Source organism: Bacillus sp. TH13 (genome assembly GCF_016651175.1).
Lineage (GTDB): Bacteria > Bacillota > Bacilli > Bacillales > Bacillaceae_G > Bacillus_A > Bacillus_A thuringiensis_S.
In genome coordinates, this window is sequence record NZ_JAEKEJ010000021.1 from 1 (window position 1) to 21,442 (window position 21,442).

A 21,442-nucleotide genomic window follows, 5' to 3' on the forward strand; every position below is an offset into this window, starting at 1 on the left:
TCTATATAGCAATCTTCAAGTTCACTTTTAAATGTAAGCAATTGACTACTCTCTTCTTCAGAAAGTACATTAGCTAAAAAAGCAACATGAACACTTTCTCCTTCTAACAATGAATGAACTTCATACGGACATTGTTTAATAATATTTATAAATTCATCATGTGTTCTTAGCATGACTGGAACATCGAAATCAAATTCTTTTTTTATTTCAGATTGTATTCGGTCCTTTAGAAAGTTTATACCTTCCTCAGATTCGAACACAATATTACCACTTTGTATATATGTTTTCACTTGTTTTAAGCCTATTGATTCAAACACTCGTTTTAAATCAGCCATTTTGATTACTTTATGGCCACCGACATTGATTCCTCTTAGTAATGCAATATAAAGTGTCATATTATTCCCCCCACAGTAAAATGAACTTATCAATTGAATCGATTTTCCCACTCATATTTCTCGGATATTTGTTTTAATTCTTCTAACATATCATGAATAGATAATACCTCAAATAAAATAATAGATTCACTTGAAAAATGATGATGATAATGATTTGGTTTATAATCTTTCAAATCATTTTTATAACTCCAAAATTGCTTGTCTAATTCAGCAATAAGTTTAAAATGTTCCTCATCAATTTCATTACAACGGTTTCTTAATATAGCAATTATAGAATGAATTGTCCGTTGTAATATTTCTCTTTCACTTTGTGACCAGTCACAAGTCTCAATTGACACTCGAGCTAAATTATCTATATGGTAAATGATTTGCTGTAATATATGAAGTCGCTTCTGCATCGTTAAAAAGCTTCTCATTTCCTTTTTTGTATGTTGATGATATTTCCAATCTTTCTGCTCATATTGAACAAATTGTATTGCCTTATGCAATAATAAAGTCAATTTAGATAGATCCTGAGCTGTCTCCTTTTTCATACCTTTTCCTGTAAGTAATGCAGTAATCCATTCTTCCATAATATTTGCTGTTTTAGCAAATAGATCCTCTGTACATCCAAAAATCGTTTTAGTGTAGTGTGGTGGGAAAATGAAAAAATTCACTAAAGTAGATACTATAATACCAGTAGATGTAGTAGCTAAACGAATTAAAAATGCAGTAAAATAATGATCTGCCGTAATTGGAATCATAGCTACAGCAGTTAAAGTTGCTACTAATGTTCCCGCATGTAACCTTAGTTTTTGACATGTAACAATCGTAAACATCGCAGCTAATGCATAAGAAATTGCTTGATGTCCTAGGAAAAATGTGAAAGTCATGGCATATGCCGATCCAATTGTTGAGGCCGGAAAGCGAATAAGCCCTTTTTTTATTGAGTCTGTTGCAGTTGGTTCAATTGTAACAATTGCTGTTATTACAGCAAAAATAGTTGGGATGTTAAAAAATTCACAAACTAACACTGTAAGAAAAACTGCAATCCCAGTTTTAATCACTCTTCCCCCAACAATATTCCATTGTCTATCTTGATTCATTTTTTATATCCTTCATTTCTGTTTCATTTTATATACATATATTATATATTGTTAAAATAAAAAAACCTACTACATGAATATTCAAGAGTAAGTTTTCTATCTCATTATTTCATTATAGGTAAATGCATTATTATTTGTTGGCCCATTGGTCCCATTCTTCTAAAACCTTTATCTTGGAAGCTGACTTTTGCATACAAATTTTGTGCAGGAATATTTCTTTCATTCACAGCAAGTACAACTTCATTTTTTATTGGAAAATAACATTTTACAAACTCTTCTAATAATAACAATGACTTTTTAGCGTATCCCCTTTTTTGTCTATTGTGATTAATAGAAAATGATGTTAAAAGTAAAGCATTCTCATTATCCGTGAACTCCTTTACTCTATCTCCCGTTTGCAATGCGAAAAGACCCACCGGTACCCCATTGTAATCTAAAATAACAATCACATTTTTTGTACGATCACTTTTTGCTTTCTCCAGTAATGCGCTTGGATCTGATGTAAACTGAACTTGTTCACTTGGTAAAGTAAATGTTTGTATAGCTTCTTTATATTTCTCCTTATACGGAACTAATTGAATTTCCCCTGTGTGTATGTTCATGCTAAACTCTCCCATTTTTTTACTTATTAACTTATACCTTGCTGTGCTTTTGAATGCACTCTTCCATCTAAAAAGGTAATTTCAACAAATGAATTTGGAGCGTTTCCTTTCCAAGCAAAAATTTGTTTAATTTGTGTAGAATGCTCTACCCCTTCTTCTATAAGTAAATCCCCTTCAAAACCAATTAAATCTTTTACTTCTGTATAAGTCATTCCTTCATTTATGTTCGAGAAATGATTTATATTGATAGACGCTTTCTGTTGCTTTTCCATCACAGTAGAAGAAGTTGCTGTTTGATTTTTCACTTCTTTTCTTTGTTCACACGCTGTCATACTGAAACCTAAGCAAAAACTAAACAATATACATGCGCTTTTTTCATCATAACAGTTGTCCCTCCCATCATAATTAAACCATATATTCCCTTGAAAATAAACTGAATATTTAATATTATATTCAAAAACCTCGTACAATTAAGTACGAGGCTAATTTCATTTATTCAAATGATTATTTGATTGATCATCCTGTTCTTTTCTTAGCTTTTGTTCTTCATCTTTTGGTAATTGTTTATCATTATCTTTAATTGGATTCGTTTCTCTATTTTCAATCATATCATTTGGAACTTGTGGCATTACTCGGCCCACAATAGCCGCTAATTCATCTAGTATACCTTCACCTGTTTTTCCTTTTTTAATTTGCTTTCCAATTTGTTTGAGGCGTTCATACGTATCAACATCTGCTACAACGACTGCATTAGCACCGTCAGGATCATTTTTTAAACTTTCTGCAACAGAGTATTTAATTGATTCAACTCGAGTTCGATCAAGTTTTGCTTTTACGTCTATACCTACAATTGCATATTTGCCGACTACTACGGCTGTCGCATCATTCACACCTGGCACACTTGCAGCTAAAGATGCTAAATGATCTGCTGCTTTTTCATTTGGCTTATTTGATTTATTCGTATAATTAACATTTTTCATTGAAACATTTTTTTGTTCCGGCTTTTCGTTTGGATTGTCTTTTTTTCCAATACTGCATCCAGTTATAACGAAGCAAAGCATCAATATATATATTAGAGTTTTCATCATTTTCACCACTTCACTATTAAGGTTTAATCATAAATTTTTTCAACAGCTTGCATTTTCTTTACCTTTTCCTCGGCCCCGCTATTAGCATTAATGAATATTTGGTACGTATCTTTTCCTAAAGTGCCTACAAATTCATAGCAAAGTACTTCATTATGCAAATCATTGACTACTACAGCTTTACGTTCTTCCATGACTTTTACATCCGGATTGATTTTCTTTCTTGCTTCTGCTGCAGTTAGCTTTGCCGATGGAACTGTTCGCTTTTGATGTGACGCTAAATATTCTTTTGCGGAGAACCCAACGATAGAACCATCATCTAAAGCAATTTTCATTTGAATTGCTTCTGGATAAATTCGTACTCCATTTTCATTTACTACATACGTAAATACACCAACATTATCATATTGAGAACTATCATAAAGCTCCATATTATTAAACTTATGGTCCTTTAAAAATTTCAAACCTTTACTACCTGCATCGTTTAAACTAACTTTCTGTTCTTTAATTTCGCGGTTATTCATAACCCAAATCGGATATCCGCCTTTTCCGGTAATATCCATATAGAACTCATTGTTCGTTGCTTCATCTTTAATTTTCACACTATAGAAGGATTCTTTCGCACCTTTTCCGCTTTTCTCAACATCTACTTTTTCATTTCCTTTTAAATTCAAAAACGATTTTGCAATTTTCGCCGCTTCATCTTTAGAAATTGCCTTTCCTTTCGCTTCAAATCCACCTTTTTTATTTTTTTGCGCACTTGTAAAGGTCGGTCCGAAGTTTGTAGAAGAATATGATGTTACGTTTTTCTCTACAGTTTTCAATCCATCAATAATTGTGTTATCTGCTGGATCGCGATTTGATGCAAGTGCCATTTCTACATCCATCCAGCGTAAATTATTTTTCAAAACAAGATGTTGTACTTTTCTTAGTTCATCTTGTATATTTCCTGCATTTGAATATAAAGTTTGCAACGTTTTATATTCTTGCTCATTTAACGGCTCTTTTTCTAAATCACGAATGGCTGCACGGTAACTAAAATCACCGATATTCGCTAAAAATTCTTCCGTTTTATTAAATGGCATTAATGTTAAAGGAAGTTGCCCTACATCTGAGCGAGCTTCAGATGTTAAACGCCATACATCCGCTAATGCAGGTGATAAAGATGATCGTGAATTCATCGCAAGTGTTGTGCCAATTTTATCGTGTAATAAATCGACTTCGTATGCTAAATCATGGAATGCACGTTGATAGCTATTTTCCGCTCGAATTAAAACCGCATTTTTCTCTTGGTGCTCTTTATAGCCCCAGTATCCTGTTCCTACTACGCCAACTGTTAATAATACAATGATAATACCTCGTAACATTGTCCCACCTCCGCTCTATTTACAGAAAATATGTTTACCGATTTTTTTAATTTGTGGACGAGTCCATATCCATTTACTAGTCGCAGTATCTGGATTGAAATAATATAAAGCATTTCCTGTTGGATCCCATCCGTTAATCGCATCTAAAACTGCTTTTTTTGCTGTTTCATTTGGCGTTAAATATATTTGTCCATCGGCTACCGCTGTAAATGCTCTAGGCTCAAAGATTACACCTGAAACGGTATTTGGAAATGATGCACTTGTAACACGATTTAAAATAACAGCAGCTACTGCAACTTGTCCTAAATACGGTTCACCACGTGATTCCCCGTATACTGCGTTTGCCATGAGTTGAATGTCATTTTGCGAATAACCATTCGGAACATTTGTCCCTTTATTTTGAGATGGTTTATTTTTTTGTGCAGTACTACCACTATTTCCTTTATTGGCAGTGGACTTGTCATACTTCGTTGCCTTCACGAGCATTTGCTTCGTTTTAGCTCCAGCTAAACCATCAACGGGTAATCCGAATTTCTCTTGAAAATTCCGAAGTGCCCAATATGTACCCCATCCGAAAACACCATCCACTTTTCCCGTATAAAATCCGTTATATTTCAAACGAGATTGCAGTTCAATGACATCTTCGCCAGATGCTCCTCTTTGAATGACTTGATTAGAAAAAGCTTCTACATTCTTTAGTTGTATACTACTGACCATTAAAGACAGTCCTATGAACGCAAGTAAAACTGCTATTTTAAAAATAGCTTTTTGGCGCATAATTTTCCCTCCTTAATTACGGAAATGATTTCTTGGTTATGTTTTGTAAAAGCCTCGCTTTTATGTAAAGAAGACAAAAAAATCCAAACTAATATCGTTGAAAAAATATGTAAACAATATAAAAAAAGGATAAAAGGAGTTCATCATGAAGAAATTGTTAAAACGTGTCGCACTCGTCATTCTGTTCCTAACAACATGTTCAAATATATATACAGGCTCATCAATTGTTCATGCGCAGCCGCCGTATGCCAAATGGGGTAAACTTGCCGTAGAAAAGACGAAAGAACAATACCCAAAAGCAGAAATTATTGACTATCTACATATAGGTAGAAAACCCAAAACAGTTCAAATAACTGTTGAAAAATTTAAATTGTGGTTACGTGAAGATGGAAAAGAATATGGTGTTTTTGTTGATGTAGAATTTGAAACGAAGACGGAGAAATTTATAAAGTTGTCGTTTCAGAAGACGAGTAGATAAAGTGAAACTTTAATCAGTGGGGGTTTTGTTCATCTCCCACTGATTATTAGCCCTCACCAATCGGACTTTTACGGGATAAAGTGAACCCCACTGTTAAAAACAGAAACAGTGGGGGTTCTTGCATTTCTAAAATTCTTTCCTAAAATTTCGATTCCCTAAAAATCTTACCAATATACAAATAGCACCAATTACAACAGCTATCCCTATACTATATAAAAGGACTCTACCATATCCTCCTATTCTCGGATCTAAAAAAGGATATGGATACCAATTTACGATTGCACCACGTAATAAGCTATATACAACGTAAAAAAACGGGAATAAGAGCCAACTTGCAGCTTGTTTCCAGGTGATTTTCTTATTTGGTGGATTTAAAATCCAATCTAAAAGCATGGTAATTGGCATGATATAATGCAGCACCGTATTTACCCATGGTATTGCAGTTTGAAGTGATTCTTCTAATCCTCTTAATAGTAAAAAATAAATCAGTCCTGTCGTAAGTATATATACCGTTGCCGCACCACGAAGTATACTAAACTGCTCTGATCGACCAAATGTAGCTGTTCCGATACTGCTTAAAAGGAGAATACATGCAACTAAAATGTTACTTTCGATCGTAAAGAAACTAAAAAAGTTAACTGGATTGAACGGTTTCGCTTGTGCCCTGATTATGAATTGCGTAATAATGGCGCTACATGCTAGAAGACTTAAACATAATCTAAATAAAGATAAAGTTTTTTCATCCCTCATACATTCCCTCCTTTTCTTATATATAATTGGAATTTCCCTGTACATGCTCAATAAATAATTTTAATGGAACGAGCCCACGTTTTGGCATATGACTACTTATAACAGCTATTACTTCTAACTGAGGAATGATAACGATGTATTGTCCGCCGTATCCCATAGCGAAATATATACAATACGGTATGTGAAATCTTTCGTTATGTAATACCCACCAGTGATATCCATATGCGCCGACATGTTCATATGTTTCAAATTGCACCCTGCTTGACTCTTCTAACCATTTCGCTGATACAATTTCTTCCCCATTACAATATCCATTTTGTAAACATAATTTTCCTAATTTTAATAAATCGGTAGATTTCATTTTCATACCGAAGCCACCGACATATACACCCTGCGGATCTTGTTGCCATTCGTATTCGTTAATTTCTAATGGATCAAATAAATATTTCTTTGCAAACCGCTCTGTCGACATTCCAGTAGCTTCTTGAATAATATAGCTCAGTAAATGAGAAGAACCTGAATTATAATTCATTTTTGTAGCAGGTTTTTCAATTATTGGCTTTTCTAATATGTACTGTACCCAGTTCTCTGATTCTACAAATACATTTGGGAATACTACTCCATTCCCAAACTCTTTCCAATCCTCACCAGTAGTCATTGTTAATAAGTGATAAAGCGTCAAATCATGTTTTTCCCCAGGTACATTTTCAATCCACTCTGTAATCGGTGTATGTATATCATTTATATAGCCCTTATCAATTGCAATACCAATTAATAAAGATACGATACTTTTTGTAATCGAATTTATTTTATATAAGTTATTTGCACATTTAGGTGTTTTATAATACTCAGTTGTTAATTCCCCTTTTTGATAAACAAGAAATGTATTCACTTTTTTCTTTTCGAATTTATTTTCTAGTTGCTTGAAATCCAAAAACTTTACCTCCATTTAAATAGTTACTCCATTTATTATATCTTGTTACTTCATTTTAAACATAATTGTGCTCAAATAAAAATAAACCTGTCAGCCATAATGAACTGACAGGTTTATTTTTATAATTTCGTACGAATATTCCAAAGCTCTGGGAAGAATTGTTGATCAAGTACTCGTTTTAAATAAGAAACACCGGAGGATCCACCTGTCCCCATTTTATGTCCAATAATTCTTTCTACTGTTTTCATATGACGGAAACGCCATTGTTGTAGCCAGTCTTCAATATCAATCAATTTTTCAGCAAGCTGATATAAATTCCAATATTTTTTCACATCCGCATACACTTCTAACCACGCCGCTTCTACTGTTGCATCTTCTTCATAAGGCTGCGTAATATCACGGTTTAACACATCTTTATGAATAGGGAATCCTTCTTTTACTAATGCTTGAATCGCGACATCATATAGACTTGGTGCATGTAGCGCTTTATGAAGCCGTGCATGTAATTCTGGATCCTTTTCATAAATTTTTAATGCGTGCGGCGTTTTATAGCCAAGTGCATACTCAATCATACGATATTGATACGATTGAAAACCTGAAGCTTGACCGAGTGAATCACGAAACTCAATATATTCTGATGGTGTTAATGTCGCAAGAATATCCCAAGATTGAATAATTTGAGACTGAATTTTTGATACACGTGCTAACATTTTAAAAGCTGATTGTAATTTATCTTGTTTAATAGATTCAATCGCCGCATTTAGCTCATGTAAAATGAGCTTCATCCAAAGCTCACTTGCTTGGTGGATAACGATAAATAACATTTCATCATGATGGTCCGATAATCTTTTTTGAGAAGACAGTAAACTATCTAATTGTAAATACTCCCCATACGTCATATTCTCTTTAAAATCCGTATGAATCCCTTTTTCCATAATTACTTTTTCATTTTCTTTCATATTAGCCAAACGCCCCTTTTATATAATTCTACTTATATTGGTCTAATAACGGCTCGAACTGGACTTCCATCTGCATCAGTTAATGCAAGTGGTAATGCAATAAGTTCATAATCACCGTCTGCTACATGATCTAGTACGACATTTTCTAAAATATGAATTCCATGTTTAAATAATTGATGATGCGCTGCTAATTCTTTATCATCTAGCGGATCAACTGATGGTACATCTACTCCGATTAAACAAATACCTTTCTCTGAAAGAAACGACGCTATGTCTGCACGTAAATGAGGGATCACCTCTGGAAATTCTTCAGCTTTTCCATGTGAAGATGTACGTAATAATAATCGTTCTACACCTTCTAAATGAAAGCTTTCTAATTCCTTTTTCCCGATGCTTTCAAGATTAGAAACGTCAATAATCCGTGCTGGGCCAACATAAACTTGAACATCTAAATCCAATACTTTCTTTCCATCATTATCAAAATGAAATGGTGCATCAATATGAGTGCCTGTATGAATACTCATCGTTAACTTTCCGACATTTACTGAGCCACTTTCTTCTTTTGACCATGAAACTTCATACGAGAACGGTGTGTCTCCTGGCCACGTTGCAATATTATTATTTAGCGGTTGTGAAATATCAATCCACTCTGATGTTTTCATATCTATGCCACAACCTCTCGCTTATTTTCAAACTGCTTATACTCTTCATTTTTCATAATTTTCTTTAATATTTGTACAGATTTCCACACTTCTTCGTATGTGTTATATAAAGCGACCGGCGCAAGTCTCACCCCATTTGGCGCTCTAAAATCTGGAATTACTCCATTTGCTTTTAGTGCTTTACATATACGTGCTGCTTCTGCATGCTCTAAATAAATGTGCCCGCCTCGTTTTTCATCCTCTAATGGATTTCCAATTGTAAATTCGAAATCTTTTAATTCATGTCCAATTAAATTCAGCATGTATCTCGTAATATGTAAAGATTTCTCACGTAAACGTTCAATACCAGCATCTTTGAAAATTTCAAGTGAACCAATTAATGGTGCTGTACTTAATACGTGCGGTGTACCAATTTGATAAGCACCTGCATGATCAGCAGCTGTTAATGTATGCTCCATATCAAACTGTTTATCTTTTCTAGAACTAAACCATCCAGACAATCCTGGCAGTCTATTAAAATGTTTACTATTTACATAAAGGCCTGCAACACTACCCGGTCCTGCATTTAAATATTTATAATTGCACCAAACAGCAAAATCGACATCCCAATCTTTGAAATGATGCGGAATAGATCCTATTGAATGGCATAAATCAAATCCAATGTGAATGCCGCGTTTATGAGCTTCCGTTGTTAAAAGTTTCATATCAAGAATTTGACCACTTCTATATAAAACAGAAGGTAATAAAATTAAAGCAATATCATCTTCCATCGCATAAATAATATCTTCTTCAGAAAGTGTTCTACCATCTCGGCTTTTCACTCTTACTAAATGCTCCTCTGGATCTAATCCTTTTAAACGAATTTGACTTTGAAGTGCATAAATATCTGACGGGAAAGTTAATTCATCCGCAAGTATTTTTGTACGTATTCCTTTTGGTTCGTAAAACGTCGCAATAACTTGGTGTATATTTGTAGTTGTAGAACCGGTTACAATAGTTTCTTCCGGTAAAGCACCAATAAGAGGGGCTGTAAGTTTACCTAATTTCTCTGAAAGGAAAAACCACGGGTGCTCACCTTCTGTCCAGCCGTCAATGCCATACTCTTTCCACGAATCTAGCAACGTAAGTAATGATTTCTCTGCTCTTTTTGAAAGTAGTCCTAATGAGTTTCCATCTAAATATATCGTTCCTTCTTTTTTATAGAATTCAGTTTGAAAATCTTTCAGTTCATCATGTTTATCACATTCAAGCGCATATTCATAATTCGGTTGAAATGGTTCTTTATACATGGTGTCACCTTCTCTTAATTTTCTTTTTATTCTAACTAATTGAAATATATCACCTCAATTGATACGACGTCAATGATATTATGTCAGTTGACTTTATATATGAATTTCTTTTACAATACAGTTATATTTTCAGATATTTCAGTATAAAGAGGTGATTCTTTGAAAAACAGTACCCTTTCATCAAGAAAACACCGCTCCTTAGAAACGAAGAAAAAACTATTACACTCTGGTTACACTATTTTTATAAATAACGGATTTCAAAAAACGACAATTACACAAATTATTAAACATGCAGAAACCGGTTACGGAACAGCATATGTATACTTTAAAAACAAAGATGATCTCCTCACCGTTTTAATGGAAGATGTTATGAATCAATTTTATGATATTGCCAAGCGCTCCTTTTTGCCTCAAACGAAGGAAGAAGCACATAAAATGATTCAAAATCAAGTTAGAGCATTTCTACAACTAGCAAAGAAAGAACGAGCTATTTTACAAGTTGTAGAAGAAGCAACCGGATTATCAAAAGAGATACGTCAAAAATGGGACGAGATACGGGAACGCTTCATAAACAATATTACGCAGGATATTACATACTCTCAAGAAAGTGGATTAGCACAGCCTGAATTAAATAAAGAAATTGTAGCACGTGCTTGGTTCGCAATGAATGAGATGTTTCTTTGGGCAATTGTGAAAAATGATAAAAAATTTGAGTTAGAAGAGATAGTACATACATTGACGGAGATGTATACGACGGGGTTATATAAATAGCACACCTGCAATAAATACGGTGTGCTATTTTACAACTATAAAAATATTTTATCTGGGTATGGCAATGCTAAAAGAGGCTTTTCAGATAAAGGGAAATATTTTAGTTTTAACGATTCATCATCTATCGATTTCAACTCGCCACCGCTAATTTCACACTCAAATACAATAACAATATATTCTACTTTATCGCCATTTGCATATGTATAACGAAACTCTTCCCCTCCAAATACGCCTTTTTGTTTTTTCACTTGTACTTTCAATCCTGTTTCTTCCCATACTTCCCGAATTACTGCTTCTTCTGGAGTTTCCCCAAGTTCAATTGCTCCAGCTGGCAAACTCCAGTATTCTCCACCAGGATATTGAAATAAGATTTTCCCTTGCTCATTTTTAATAACAGCAGCTACACTCGGTATTAGAATTAGTTCATGGCCTAATTGCTCACGGATTTTTTTATAATATAGCGACATCGACATATAATTCTCTCCCACTCCAATAATAAACAACTGTATTTTCTGACACCTATTGTATAATAATACCAATAACAATTTCTATATAGAAAGGATAAGAAAATGACCCAAGTACAACTAGTAAATAGCTTTCTATCATTTTTAGGTACGACAAAACAGCCTACTAGCTTAAAGTTTTTAAATGAGCTTATTAAAGCTCATCAAGAAAAAATAAAATGGGAAACCCTTACTAAAATAATTGACTGGGAAAAGGGTAATGAAACAGGTAATTATTTTCCTTCCATTGAGACATACATAAACCGTATTACAACAAAAGGTCTCGGGGGTACTTGTTGGACGCACTCAATTGGATTTCATTGGTTATTATCAAATCTTGGTTTTAATGTTCATTATATGTATATGGATCCCGGACATTTATGCTTACGAGTTAACTTAGACCAACCTTATTATGTTGATGTTGGTTATTGTGCACCTTTATTTCAAGTTTATCCACTTTACGAATCATTTCAAGTAAGTAACGTAAGAGAAACTTTTACTTATCAAGTATCAAATAAGGAAATTCATATTACTAGAGATCCTGGTCCAACAAAAACCTTAATTACAGAACCGATACAATTAACAAGTATGAAAAAACAAATTATAAAATCTAATGATTGGCGTACATCTCCTGTATTAAAAAAGATTCAGATTTTCGGTTATGTTGACAGTGTCCCAACTTCCATTAATGGGAATGTATTAAAGCAATATTTCGCAGATGAGAAAATGGAACATATCCTTAGCACTTCTGAACTTACTTATTGGATAACAAAAAAGTTTTGTATTGATAAAGAAATATATGAAAGAGCTATTGAGATTTTCACTAAAAAATCTTCAAATATTGAAAGTGGTACCCAATAGATTGAGTACCACTTTTACTTTACATGCTTTTCATTAGCGTACTTTTTCTTCAGTCATCCTACTCACAATTCCAACAATAAATTTATATTCAACCCTTCTCTTCTTATCTTTCTTAAAACCCTCTTTCGTATCAAAAATAAAACAAGTTTTCCGAAACCAAATACGTACGTATAAAGACTCAAAATAAATAGGTTTTATAATACCTCGTTCTTCAAATTCAGTCCCATCTTTATTTTCAGTTTCCGTTCGAACAAACCACCTATTCCCGATTCCAATTTCAATGTACTTCACACACTAACCTCCATTAGGAAATTTCCCTTCTAACAATTCTATTATTTCCCCGGTAAGCGCACATTCCGACAGAACATGAGCCCACAAAGAAAAAGTAGATTGCAAAAATCTACTTTATAACTTATATTTTTGCATTCGTTTATAAAATGTACTACGGGGTACATTTAATAGTTTTGCAGCTAACGAAACATTTCCATTTGTCTTTTGTAATGCTTCAATCATGCTATCACGCTGTATTTTTTTACGAAAATTCAATGTATGTTCTGTTTTATTTTCAACTTGTAACTCAAGTTGTTGTTGATTTCCCCTCATTGTTTGCAGCAAAAAAGCGACTTGTTTTTCGCATATTTCCCGTCCTTGCGACAAAATGTAAATGCGTTCTAATACATTTACTAGTTCCCGAATATTTCCGGGCCATGTATGTTGTAAAAATTGATTGTATATACTCTTTGGAAATACAACATTCCAATTCTTCCGTTCGTAAAAGTGTTGTATAAAATATGGGATATCCTCTTTTCTTTCTATTAACGATGGAACATATAACGGATAAACGTGCAAACGATAATATAAATCTTGACGGAATTTCCCTTCTTCTACTAACCGTAGTAAATCTTTATGTGTGGCAGTAATAATACGAATATTTACTGGTACCAATTTTGAACTCCCAATTGGAGTTATTGTGCGTTCTTGTAAAACACGCAATAATGCTACTTGCATCTCTGGTGGTACTTCACCAATTTCATCTAAAAATAATGTTCCTCCGTTTGCTTGTTCAAATTTCCCTTTATATCCTTGACGTCGCGCACCTGTAAATGCACCTTCAGCATAACCGAACAATTCACTTTCCATTAATTCTTTAGGCAAAGAACCGCAGTTAACAGCTATAAAGGGCCCGTCTTTTCTTGGACTATTTTCATGAATCGCTCTCGCGACATATTCCTTTCCTACTCCTGTCTCACCACATACATACACACTAGCATCAGTCGGTGAAACAATCTTAATTTCTTCTAGTGTGTGTTGAAATGCTCTGCTTGTCCCGGTAACTCCTGGAAAAGTAATCCCTTTTATAAATGTGAGAGCAGAATATGTATTCATTTGTTTGTTTTCCTTTAAATACATACATTTCCCGATCATTCTTTCATTACTATATACTGGTATTTCTAATTTAGTTTCCAATCCATGGTGCATTAACTCTTCAAGTTTCATTCTTGACCAATTATTTATTCGTTCACGAACGCTCTTACTCGCAGAAACGATAACATCACGATGATTACAAATAACTACTTGTTCATCACTATCAATGACATCTAAAAAACGATGGATTAAGTGTAATTCATTTTGATGAACTCTTATGCTACATTCACGTTCAATCGCATGTGCCATTGAAGTTACCATACCGAGCATATATGGATGCGAAAATTCAATTGGACATGAGAAATTTAGAACACCAATTAATTTCCCGTCATCGTTATGAATGGGAGCGGCCGCACAACTCCAGCTATGAGATACCACGGAATAATGTTCAGTACCACTTATCATAATAGCTTCTTCAATTTCTAGCGCTGTTCCAATTGCATTTGTGCCAACAGCTGATTCCGTCCATTTTACACCTTCAATAAAATTAATATGTTTCGCTCGCTTTAACGTTTGTTTATTTCCACTTAACGATAGAACATAACCATCTGGATCGATTAATAATGCCATCATTTGTAGTTCATCAATGGTTTTTCTCATATTTTGTATTTGAGGTAATGCTATATCAAGAAAAATTTCACTCTTTTTCTTTTGTTCTTGAAAAACATTAGAAGACAAAATTTTCTGACCTTTATTCATATAAGGATTCACATTTGCTTGTCTACATCGATGCCATGACTCTGAAATTCTTTCGTTTATACGGTTCGAATCAAAGACTCCTTCATCAATAAACTTTTTCCATGTATGTAAGTAAAACGGTGAAGCTAACATTGTATCATCTCCCTTTTAATTGTTTTGGAGATTTATAAAACATACTTCTATTATAAAACTGAATAAAAGCGTTTTCAATACAACTAGAAAGATGACACAAATATGTTAATAATTTGAATATATTAATGCGCGTCTTTATTCTTTTTTAGTAGCACCATATTTTGTATAATGGACGCAAAGAAAATACATAACCAAAACCACTTTTGTGGATTACCATTTATAAAGAAAACAATCACGGCTATTACAAATAAAATAGCCGCTGATAAACTAATATATAATTTCGTTCTGACCTGCATTAGTCTTCGCTCCTATTATTTTACAGTACATACTAACTCTTCATTTTTCATCTCTACTATGTACTTCTGTAAAACATATTCTCTTCCGCCATGTTTTTCATACCAATCATGTATTCTTTTTACATGAATCTCGTCACTTCTAATTTTCGATTCAATTTCTTTATACCGTTCAAAACTATCATATTTCCATATGGCGAATACTTCAGACGTACCATTCTTATTACCTTTCATCCAGCGTCCTATTAGCCTAGAGCCATACTTTAATTGATTAGGTAAGTTCGTGTTATTGAAATGATCATTAAATACTTCTATGAATTCATTTCTCACTACATAGTACTTCCTTCTGTAAAACATTCCTCTTCACCTCTTTTATGAAAAGTATCAGTAGATCTTCCCATCACTACTGTATTATAATACTTTCCATCCGATAGTCTTTTGTCATTTTTCAAAATGCCTTCTACTTCAAAACCTAATTTTTTATAAAGATGAATAGCTTTCTCGTTTGTCTCTAATACTTGTAATGATATCTTTTTTACCTCATTTTCGTCAGCCCATTTAATAGATTGTTGTAATAGGCTCTTACCCATTCTATATCCCCAAAACTCTTTTAAAATACAAACGCCAAACTCCACTTTATGAGATAATCTCTTGAAATTTGATCCTTCACACCTTGAAAATCCAACGATTCGATTGTGCACTTCTACAACTAAAAAGAGATTTTTCGTCTCTTCACTATCTGTTTTTATTATTTTTTGAAATCCTATATCATCTATAAATCCCTCTCCAGCATCTCTATCCATATTTTCAGTTTCTCCATCAATCTGAACTCTAATTTTCGATAACTGCTCAGCATCTTTCTCAGCTGCAGAACGAATTGTATAAGTTAATCCATTTATATGAAACTCTTGCTCTTTTACAATCATGTCAAACTCCTTTCAAATGAATATAATGGCGCTATTACAACTTGTTTACCTTGTTTCTCAAAGTCCTGAACAGTTTCTTTACTAGCCTCTTCGTCAGTTATAATAATTTCAATTTCTTTTAGAGACTCTCCTCTTATAAAACAATCTATTCCAAGTTTATTATGCGGAACTAAACAAATATTTCTTCTAGCAATTTCACTTACTCTTTTACTAAAATAAGCAACTTCAGGTGTTGCAGTACTAATACCTTGTAATGAAATGCCTCCACCTGTAGAGAAATAAAGATCAATAGAAAATCTACTTATCAATTCAGAGGCAAGTGTATCAGTAATATTTCCTGAAGGTTTTACTTTTCCGCCAATTAAATACGTATCAATATTCTTATATTCTCGTAGATAACCAGCTATTTCTATAGAATTCGTAATAACCGTAAATGATACTTCCGGTAAATATTTCAGCATCGCATTATGAACGGAAGCCCCACCAATAAAAATTGAATTACCTTCTTGTATATAAGATACCGCAACTCTTGCAATTGTGTCCTCATATATTGAGCTATCACTATAACATTTAGCTGGTTCCGCAGCTAAGTTTCTCACTCGCGTAAGTTCAATTGCACCTCCGTGTGTTCTTTGTAATAAACCATCCTTTTCCATAATAGACAAATCTCTTCTTATAGAATCAATAGACATATCAAATCTTTCCGCAAGATCCTTTGCGATTACTCTTCCATCTGTACTAAGTAGTTCTAAAATTTTCTCTCGACGTTCTTCAGTAAACATGTTATCACCACCGTTATTGAAGATTCAGAAATTTGAACTTTATGTTAATTATATGCACGTTTCTTCCGTTTCACAATATTTTCAATCCTTTTTCTTCCGTCTTTATGCAGGTTTTCTCTCTTTTTCTATTTTGTTAACTTTACATAAAATAAATGCACATTTGCATATTCTACTAAAAGACTTCTATTTATTTCCTTATTCATGTAAAATTATTCCTATGTTTTACTTTTTAATACAGAAAGGGATTACTATGAAATCATTAATCAAAACGACATGTACAGCATTATTATTTACAGGAATATTAACAGGATGTAATAGCAATACTACACCAAAACAAGAAAAGAGCGCTCTCGAAAAGAATGCAATGCACTATGGAGAAATAGTTAAAAACGAATACTATAGAGCGACAGTTGAAAATGCAAAGTTCGAAAAAATAGACGAAGAGCGGCGCCTTACTACTCGTGTTATGATTAATAATGTTCGAGACGATGGACAAACTATTGATCTTTCGGAAATAAAATATTTCATACAAGATGAAAAAACTGGTCAGAAATATGAAGGTGAAGCCCATCCGATAGGTGACGAGCACTATAAAAATGTTCCACACGAATTCTCTTTAACTACTGACGTTGTATTTGAACTGAAAACTTCACCAAAAGATTTAAATAATATGTATTTATACATAGATAGCAAAGCTGCGCCGTTAACAAATACATATTGGAAGCTTGATAATTTAGTATCTAAATAGAAAGACCAGTCTTATACGACTGGTCTTTTTACATTCATACATTTAACTTTCATTAACACTTATATTAATTTTCTAATAACAACTTGAATAACATCAGCTAAACCAGTGTGCCCTTTCCCTTCAACTCGCTCTTGTTCTCCATTAAAGAAATGAATTACCTTATGTTCTTCACACCAAGTAAGGATATCAATTGGATCATACAGCATATCAACATCTTTTGGTCCACCAGTACCATAGTTTATTTGTTTTTTTGAGTAAACTTCAAACATAATTAATCCACCAGGCTTTATCGTTTGTATCATTTTATCTAATATCATTTTTTTATGATCATCATGAAAATGTCCAAATACCATAATTGCTGCATCATATTCATTTTCTGGCAAACTATCAGCTAATAAATCTACTTTTTTTGTATGCACGTTTACGTTATGCTTCTCTGCCAATTTTTTTGTCTTTTCTAATCCATCTTCTGAATAATCAATAGCTGTTACTTCGTTCCCTTGTCTTGCTAGAAATACAGCATTTCTACCTTCTCCCTCTGCGAAAGCTATTACTTTATTGTGATTTACTAAACGAAATCCTTGTTCTTTAATAAATGTATTAGGTTCTTCCCCGTAAAAATATTCATCTAATTTATATCGATCATTCCAAAAGTTATTCATCATCTTCTCTCCTTCTTCATATTATTTTCTAACTACAATTAAAGACATTAAAGAGTCTTTTTATCCTTAATTAATTTAAAAATAAAAGCAGATTAAAAATCCACTTTTATTTTTTTCGCAAGATCTACGATTTTTTGATTTCTTAACTCTTCTTCCATTTTCTCTTCTGCTGCGAGCATTGCCTCATTAATTAAACATCCAGGTTTGTCATGTAAACAACAGTCAAACAATGATGTTTTACCTTCAATTGCATGTATAATATTTAAAAATGAAATATCTTCCCAATTCTTACTAAGCGAGTAACCGCCCTTTGGACCAGATGATGAATGTATCATCCCTTCCTTCGTCAACTTAGTTAGTATTTTAGACAAGTACGTTGGTGAAACATTTTGCATTTCTGCTAATTGGTGAACACTAACTAACTTATTTGGTGTAGCCTTTGCCAGAAAAAGCATTGTATGAAGAGCATAATTTGTAGCTTTAGAATATTTCATAGTACAGCCCCTATTGTAGACTTCATGTATCTACAATAACTTTATTTTTTTATTATGTCAAACGTTTATAATACTCCATACAACATTATTTCTTCACAAATAATACATCTGCTGCGCAAATCGTCACTTCTCTAAATGGACAGTCAAATAAAACACCTAGTTCAAAACCATCTTCAGTAAGAGCTATTTCATGATATAGCCACCAAGCACTTTCAAAGTTTTCCGGCATAGAACACTTTGTTACTCCTATAAAGTGAAACTTTAATCAGTGGGGGTTTTGTTCATCTCCCACTGATTATTAGTTGAACCAATCGGGCTTTTACGGGCAGTTGATCCCCACCTAACTTCTTTGCTTTCGCTGCATTTTGAGGTGGGTGTCTTACTGCCCGTTAATGCGGGATAAAAGTTACTTCAAGTTTATCAAATTCACTAAAAGTACCACTGCAATCTAATACAATAGACAAAGTATCTTCTGATTTTCTCTTTACTACTTTAATCACACTATCATGTAGTGATGTCTCATGTAGCTGAGCGACATTTGACGGAAGTTTTTTCTCAATGGAATTAAAATATTCTACGTATGATTGATCTAATTGTGCCATTCTTTTCTCATAATCTATTGTCCACTCTTGCATAAGTTTTTTCAGTTCACCTGAGGGGTATTCTGAATTAATTGTGATGTTTTGTATAATTGAGTATATCGATTCAGGAAGGAATTTTAATAAATCTATTTTCCTTTCCTCTATTTCTTCCCTTAAACTTTGTATATCTATTTCCGACCATTCTTTTATAGACCCTATAAAACTTACAAATTCTAAAACTTGCATTTTTTTATACCAATCTCTTGTGAAATATTCCAATAACACCTCTCCTAAAATATCTTTACATCCAGTAAAAACAATACATCCACTTATTATATCATTCCAATAACCATTTTTTCTAAAGAAATAATGTAAAACTATAAATATTCTGCCTATTTTTTCTAAAACTTCAGAATATTTACAAAAATATAAAATTAGAATACATTTTAGCTGTACAAGATTCACCTGTACAAAAATTCAAACAAAAAGGGATGGTTATATGTTGAAGAAATTAGTAGCAGGGACATTAGTAGCGGGTTTTGCATTAACTGGAGGACTAGGTGCGGTAAGTGCTGAGGAAAAAAGTAACACAATTAAGTCATTTGATTATTTAAAAGTGGATGAACAAAATGTTAATTCATTTGCAAAATTAAGTGATCATGATAAGAAAGATATCCAAATTACTATGGTATTACCTAAGCAAAATGAAAATGGAGATTGGCTAGCTTATGGTTTTACTAGCCGCGAAACATTGGATGCGTATATTGCAAAGGATAAAAAAGCAATTAAAAATAATATTAATCCTTTAGGTAGCGGTGCTGGTAGTACTGATTTTTATGAACATAAAGATAAAGGTGGTCAATATATTTACTGGAGCAGTGGCTTTAAAAACTTACCATCTAGCTGGAATGACAGAATTTCTTCTGTAAGTACAGCGTCGCCTTCTGCAAGTTATTCAACAACACTTTGGGAACACACTTCAACATAAGGATATGGAAAAGGCGTTTTATTTAAACACGCTGATTGGTACGGTAAAACTGCTAATTTAGCTGCTGATTGGAACGATATTACTTCAGCGATTGAAGTTAAAAAATAATAATATATTCCATTGCTAATAAAAAATCAAACCACTATTCTCTTATTTATTTAGAGAATAGTGGTTTATTATATTTCCATCTAAGCATGTACAGCATATCCTACCGCTTGCATTAACGCTTCATGAATAGCCTCAGATAAAGTTGGATGCGCCGCAATATAATCTCTCATTATATCCGCGGTAACTTCTGTATGAATCATTACGGTTCCTTGACCAATAAGTTCAGTTGCATGAGGACCGATAATAGAAATCCCTACAATTTCTTGGTATTTAGGTTCCACAATGACTTTTACTTTACCCGCTTGTTCTCCTAAAATAAGAGCTTTTCCATTCGCTGTAAAAGGGAATTCTCCGATGAGAATATCACCATATTGTTCTCTTGCACCTTTTTCACTTAACCCGACACTAGCTATTTCTGGAGTTGTGTATATACAATGGGGCACAGCATGATAATTTACTTTCACGTCTTCTCCGCTTGCGTGTAATGCTGCTGTCGTTCCTTCATGGAAGGCAACGTGAGCAAGCTGAATTCCACCTATCACATCACCAGCTGCGTAAATATGCGATACGTTCGTTTGCATATGTTCATTCACAGCGATCCCTTTATTTGAAAACTGAACTCCTGCCTTTTCTAATCCTAATTGTTGTACTCGTGGTTTTCTTCCTACAGAAACAAGAACAAATTCTGGAGTTACTTCGTGAGTAATTCCCTCGTATTCAAATGAAGCTTGCTTCTTATAGTTATTTAATCCTTTTAAAACTGCTCCCGTAAAAATTTCCACACCATCTTTTTCTAATTTTCCTCTTAAAATATTCGCGATATCTTCATCTTCACCAGGTAGTAATTGCGGTGCCATCTCAACTATCGATACTTTTGTGCCAAGTCTACTATAAATACTTGCAAACTCGCATCCTATTACACCACCGCCAACGATTAACAATGAAGATGGTACACTCTCAAGAGACATTGCATGGCTACTAAGTTTTTAAAAGAGACCAAAAAAGAAGCCGTCACTCCTTAGGAGCTTCAGCCTCTTCTTCCTTATCTTTTATTGCGTTTTCTCTGACTATACTTATGAGCACCTT

General features: G+C 33.5%; 25 protein-coding genes and 4 pseudogenes. 5 read left to right on the top strand and 24 right to left on the bottom strand.

Translation table 11 applies throughout. From position 1 onward, the window contains the following. The 7 genes from JFU02_RS06370 to sleB form a co-directional block, all read right to left on the bottom strand. The coding region (locus JFU02_RS06370; RefSeq protein ID WP_201070276.1) for a DUF1697 domain-containing protein at window positions 1-395 on the bottom strand (395 nt) is incomplete at its 3' end. 29 nt (window positions 396-424) lie between these two features. Continuing rightward, on the bottom strand, window positions 425-1,480 hold the full coding sequence (locus tag JFU02_RS06375; RefSeq protein ID WP_086406262.1) for an aromatic acid exporter family protein: 1,056 nt from the start codon (window positions 1,478-1,480) through the stop codon (window positions 425-427). 104 nt (window positions 1,481-1,584) lie between these two features. Beyond that, a complete protein-coding gene (locus JFU02_RS06380; protein WP_140337749.1) occupies window positions 1,585-2,097 on the bottom strand; it encodes a GNAT family N-acetyltransferase in 513 nt (170 codons plus the stop codon). A gap of 11 nt (window positions 2,098-2,108) precedes the next feature. Beyond that, window positions 2,109-2,414 carry a hypothetical protein gene (locus JFU02_RS06385; RefSeq protein ID WP_201070278.1) on the bottom strand — a complete coding sequence of 102 codons (306 nt, stop codon included), beginning with the start codon at window positions 2,412-2,414 and terminating at the stop codon, window positions 2,109-2,111. 156 nt (window positions 2,415-2,570) lie between these two features. Continuing rightward, entirely contained in the window at window positions 2,571-3,167 is a 597-nt protein-coding gene (locus JFU02_RS06390) for a YhcN/YlaJ family sporulation lipoprotein (RefSeq protein ID WP_000854055.1), read from the bottom strand. Window positions 3,168-3,193: 26 nt separating this feature from the next. Beyond that, on the bottom strand, window positions 3,194-4,534 hold the full coding sequence (gene ypeB / locus JFU02_RS06395) for a germination protein YpeB (RefSeq protein WP_000943735.1): 1,341 nt from the start codon (window positions 4,532-4,534) through the stop codon (window positions 3,194-3,196). 15 nt (window positions 4,535-4,549) lie between these two features. Continuing rightward, a complete protein-coding gene (gene sleB, locus JFU02_RS06400; protein WP_001249046.1) occupies window positions 4,550-5,311 on the bottom strand; it encodes a spore cortex-lytic enzyme in 762 nt (253 codons plus the stop codon). Between the two features lie 145 nt (window positions 5,312-5,456). Here sleB and JFU02_RS06405 point away from each other — a divergent pair, with 145 nt between their 5' ends. Continuing rightward, entirely contained in the window at window positions 5,457-5,789 is a 333-nt protein-coding gene (locus tag JFU02_RS06405) for a DUF3889 domain-containing protein (RefSeq protein ID WP_000734901.1), read from the top strand. Window positions 5,790-5,915: 126 nt separating this feature from the next. Here JFU02_RS06405 and JFU02_RS06410 read toward each other — a convergent pair whose 3' ends face one another. The 5 genes from JFU02_RS06410 to kynU all read right to left on the bottom strand — a co-directional run bounded on the left by JFU02_RS06410 (window position 5,916) and on the right by kynU (window position 10,383). Then, window positions 5,916-6,539, bottom strand: coding sequence for a Pr6Pr family membrane protein (locus tag JFU02_RS06410; protein ID WP_086790410.1), 624 nt, complete (start codon window positions 6,537-6,539; stop codon window positions 5,916-5,918). Window positions 6,540-6,555: 16 nt separating this feature from the next. Beyond that, window positions 6,556-7,473, bottom strand: coding sequence for a serine hydrolase domain-containing protein (locus tag JFU02_RS06415; RefSeq protein WP_201070280.1), 918 nt, complete (start codon window positions 7,471-7,473; stop codon window positions 6,556-6,558). A gap of 119 nt (window positions 7,474-7,592) precedes the next feature. After that, window positions 7,593-8,432, bottom strand: coding sequence for a tryptophan 2,3-dioxygenase (gene kynA / locus JFU02_RS06420; RefSeq protein ID WP_201070290.1), 840 nt, complete (start codon window positions 8,430-8,432; stop codon window positions 7,593-7,595). A gap of 32 nt (window positions 8,433-8,464) precedes the next feature. Beyond that, a complete protein-coding gene (kynB, locus tag JFU02_RS06425; RefSeq protein WP_000858072.1) occupies window positions 8,465-9,094 on the bottom strand; it encodes an arylformamidase in 630 nt (209 codons plus the stop codon). A 2-nt stretch (window positions 9,095-9,096) separates the two neighbouring features. Next, window positions 9,097-10,383, bottom strand: a complete 1,287-nt coding sequence (kynU, locus tag JFU02_RS06430) for a kynureninase (RefSeq protein WP_061666101.1) — start codon at window positions 10,381-10,383, stop codon at window positions 9,097-9,099. A gap of 159 nt (window positions 10,384-10,542) precedes the next feature. Between kynU and JFU02_RS06435 the strand changes: the two genes are divergently transcribed. After that, a complete protein-coding gene (locus JFU02_RS06435) occupies window positions 10,543-11,154 on the top strand; it encodes a TetR/AcrR family transcriptional regulator (RefSeq protein ID WP_098838498.1) in 612 nt (203 codons plus the stop codon). A 35-nt stretch (window positions 11,155-11,189) separates the two neighbouring features. Here the strand turns inward: JFU02_RS06435 and JFU02_RS06440 are convergent, their stop codons facing one another. Continuing rightward, on the bottom strand, window positions 11,190-11,627 hold the full coding sequence (locus tag JFU02_RS06440; protein WP_086406266.1) for an NUDIX hydrolase: 438 nt from the start codon (window positions 11,625-11,627) through the stop codon (window positions 11,190-11,192). Window positions 11,628-11,723: 96 nt separating this feature from the next. On the opposite strand from JFU02_RS06440, the gene JFU02_RS06445 reads away from it, so the two are divergent. Continuing rightward, window positions 11,724-12,518, top strand: coding sequence for an arylamine N-acetyltransferase (locus JFU02_RS06445; RefSeq protein WP_098838497.1), 795 nt, complete (start codon window positions 11,724-11,726; stop codon window positions 12,516-12,518). A 33-nt stretch (window positions 12,519-12,551) separates the two neighbouring features. Here the strand turns inward: JFU02_RS06445 and JFU02_RS06450 are convergent, their stop codons facing one another. The 6 genes from JFU02_RS06450 to JFU02_RS06475 form a co-directional block, all read right to left on the bottom strand. Beyond that, entirely contained in the window at window positions 12,552-12,809 is a 258-nt protein-coding gene (locus tag JFU02_RS06450; protein WP_061666099.1) for a DUF3977 family protein, read from the bottom strand. 114 nt (window positions 12,810-12,923) lie between these two features. Then, window positions 12,924-14,774, bottom strand: coding sequence for a sigma-54-dependent Fis family transcriptional regulator (locus JFU02_RS06455; RefSeq protein WP_201070293.1), 1,851 nt, complete (start codon window positions 14,772-14,774; stop codon window positions 12,924-12,926). Window positions 14,775-14,896: 122 nt separating this feature from the next. Continuing rightward, a complete protein-coding gene (locus tag JFU02_RS06460; RefSeq protein WP_201070297.1) occupies window positions 14,897-15,070 on the bottom strand; it encodes a hypothetical protein in 174 nt (57 codons plus the stop codon). A 15-nt stretch (window positions 15,071-15,085) separates the two neighbouring features. After that, the gene (locus JFU02_RS06465) at window positions 15,086-15,424 is read right to left on the bottom strand and encodes an NIPSNAP family protein (protein WP_201070305.1); all 339 of its coding nucleotides are present in this window, start codon (window positions 15,422-15,424) and stop codon (window positions 15,086-15,088) included. Continuing rightward, complete coding sequence (locus JFU02_RS06470; RefSeq protein ID WP_061666096.1) at window positions 15,397-15,993, bottom strand: GNAT family N-acetyltransferase; 597 nt, start codon at window positions 15,991-15,993, stop codon at window positions 15,397-15,399. Before JFU02_RS06470 ends, JFU02_RS06465 begins: the two co-directional genes overlap by 28 nt. Further along, complete coding sequence (locus JFU02_RS06475) at window positions 15,990-16,775, bottom strand: DeoR/GlpR family DNA-binding transcription regulator (RefSeq protein WP_086406269.1); 786 nt, start codon at window positions 16,773-16,775, stop codon at window positions 15,990-15,992. The genes JFU02_RS06470 and JFU02_RS06475 overlap by 4 nt, the downstream gene beginning before the upstream one ends. 250 nt (window positions 16,776-17,025) lie before the next feature. Between JFU02_RS06475 and JFU02_RS06480 the strand changes: the two genes are divergently transcribed. Beyond that, window positions 17,026-17,523: a hypothetical protein gene (locus tag JFU02_RS06480; protein WP_000838461.1), complete on the top strand. Its 498-nt coding sequence runs from the start codon at window positions 17,026-17,028 to the stop codon at window positions 17,521-17,523. A 59-nt stretch (window positions 17,524-17,582) separates the two neighbouring features. Here JFU02_RS06480 and JFU02_RS06485 read toward each other — a convergent pair whose 3' ends face one another. From JFU02_RS06485 to JFU02_RS06500, 4 genes and pseudogenes are all read right to left on the bottom strand, one after another. After that, window positions 17,583-18,188, bottom strand: a complete 606-nt coding sequence (locus JFU02_RS06485) for a class I SAM-dependent methyltransferase (RefSeq protein ID WP_061666094.1) — start codon at window positions 18,186-18,188, stop codon at window positions 17,583-17,585. Between the two features lie 89 nt (window positions 18,189-18,277). After that, complete coding sequence (locus JFU02_RS06490) at window positions 18,278-18,679, bottom strand: Rrf2 family transcriptional regulator (protein ID WP_098838495.1); 402 nt, start codon at window positions 18,677-18,679, stop codon at window positions 18,278-18,280. A gap of 85 nt (window positions 18,680-18,764) precedes the next feature. Next, a pseudogene (locus JFU02_RS06495) lies at window positions 18,765-18,932 on the bottom strand (DUF4085 family protein); the annotation flags it as partial. 151 nt (window positions 18,933-19,083) lie between these two features. Beyond that, window positions 19,084-19,539, bottom strand: a pseudogene (locus tag JFU02_RS06500) (DUF4085 family protein); the annotation flags it as partial. A gap of 220 nt (window positions 19,540-19,759) precedes the next feature. Between JFU02_RS06500 and JFU02_RS06505 the strand changes: the two are divergent. Continuing rightward, a pseudogene (locus JFU02_RS06505) lies at window positions 19,760-20,356 on the top strand (hypothetical protein). A gap of 80 nt (window positions 20,357-20,436) precedes the next feature. Here JFU02_RS06505 and JFU02_RS06510 read toward each other — a convergent pair. Further along, window positions 20,437-21,336: pseudogene (locus tag JFU02_RS06510) on the bottom strand (dihydrolipoyl dehydrogenase family protein); the annotation flags it as partial. Window positions 21,337-21,442 lie beyond the last annotated feature (106 nt).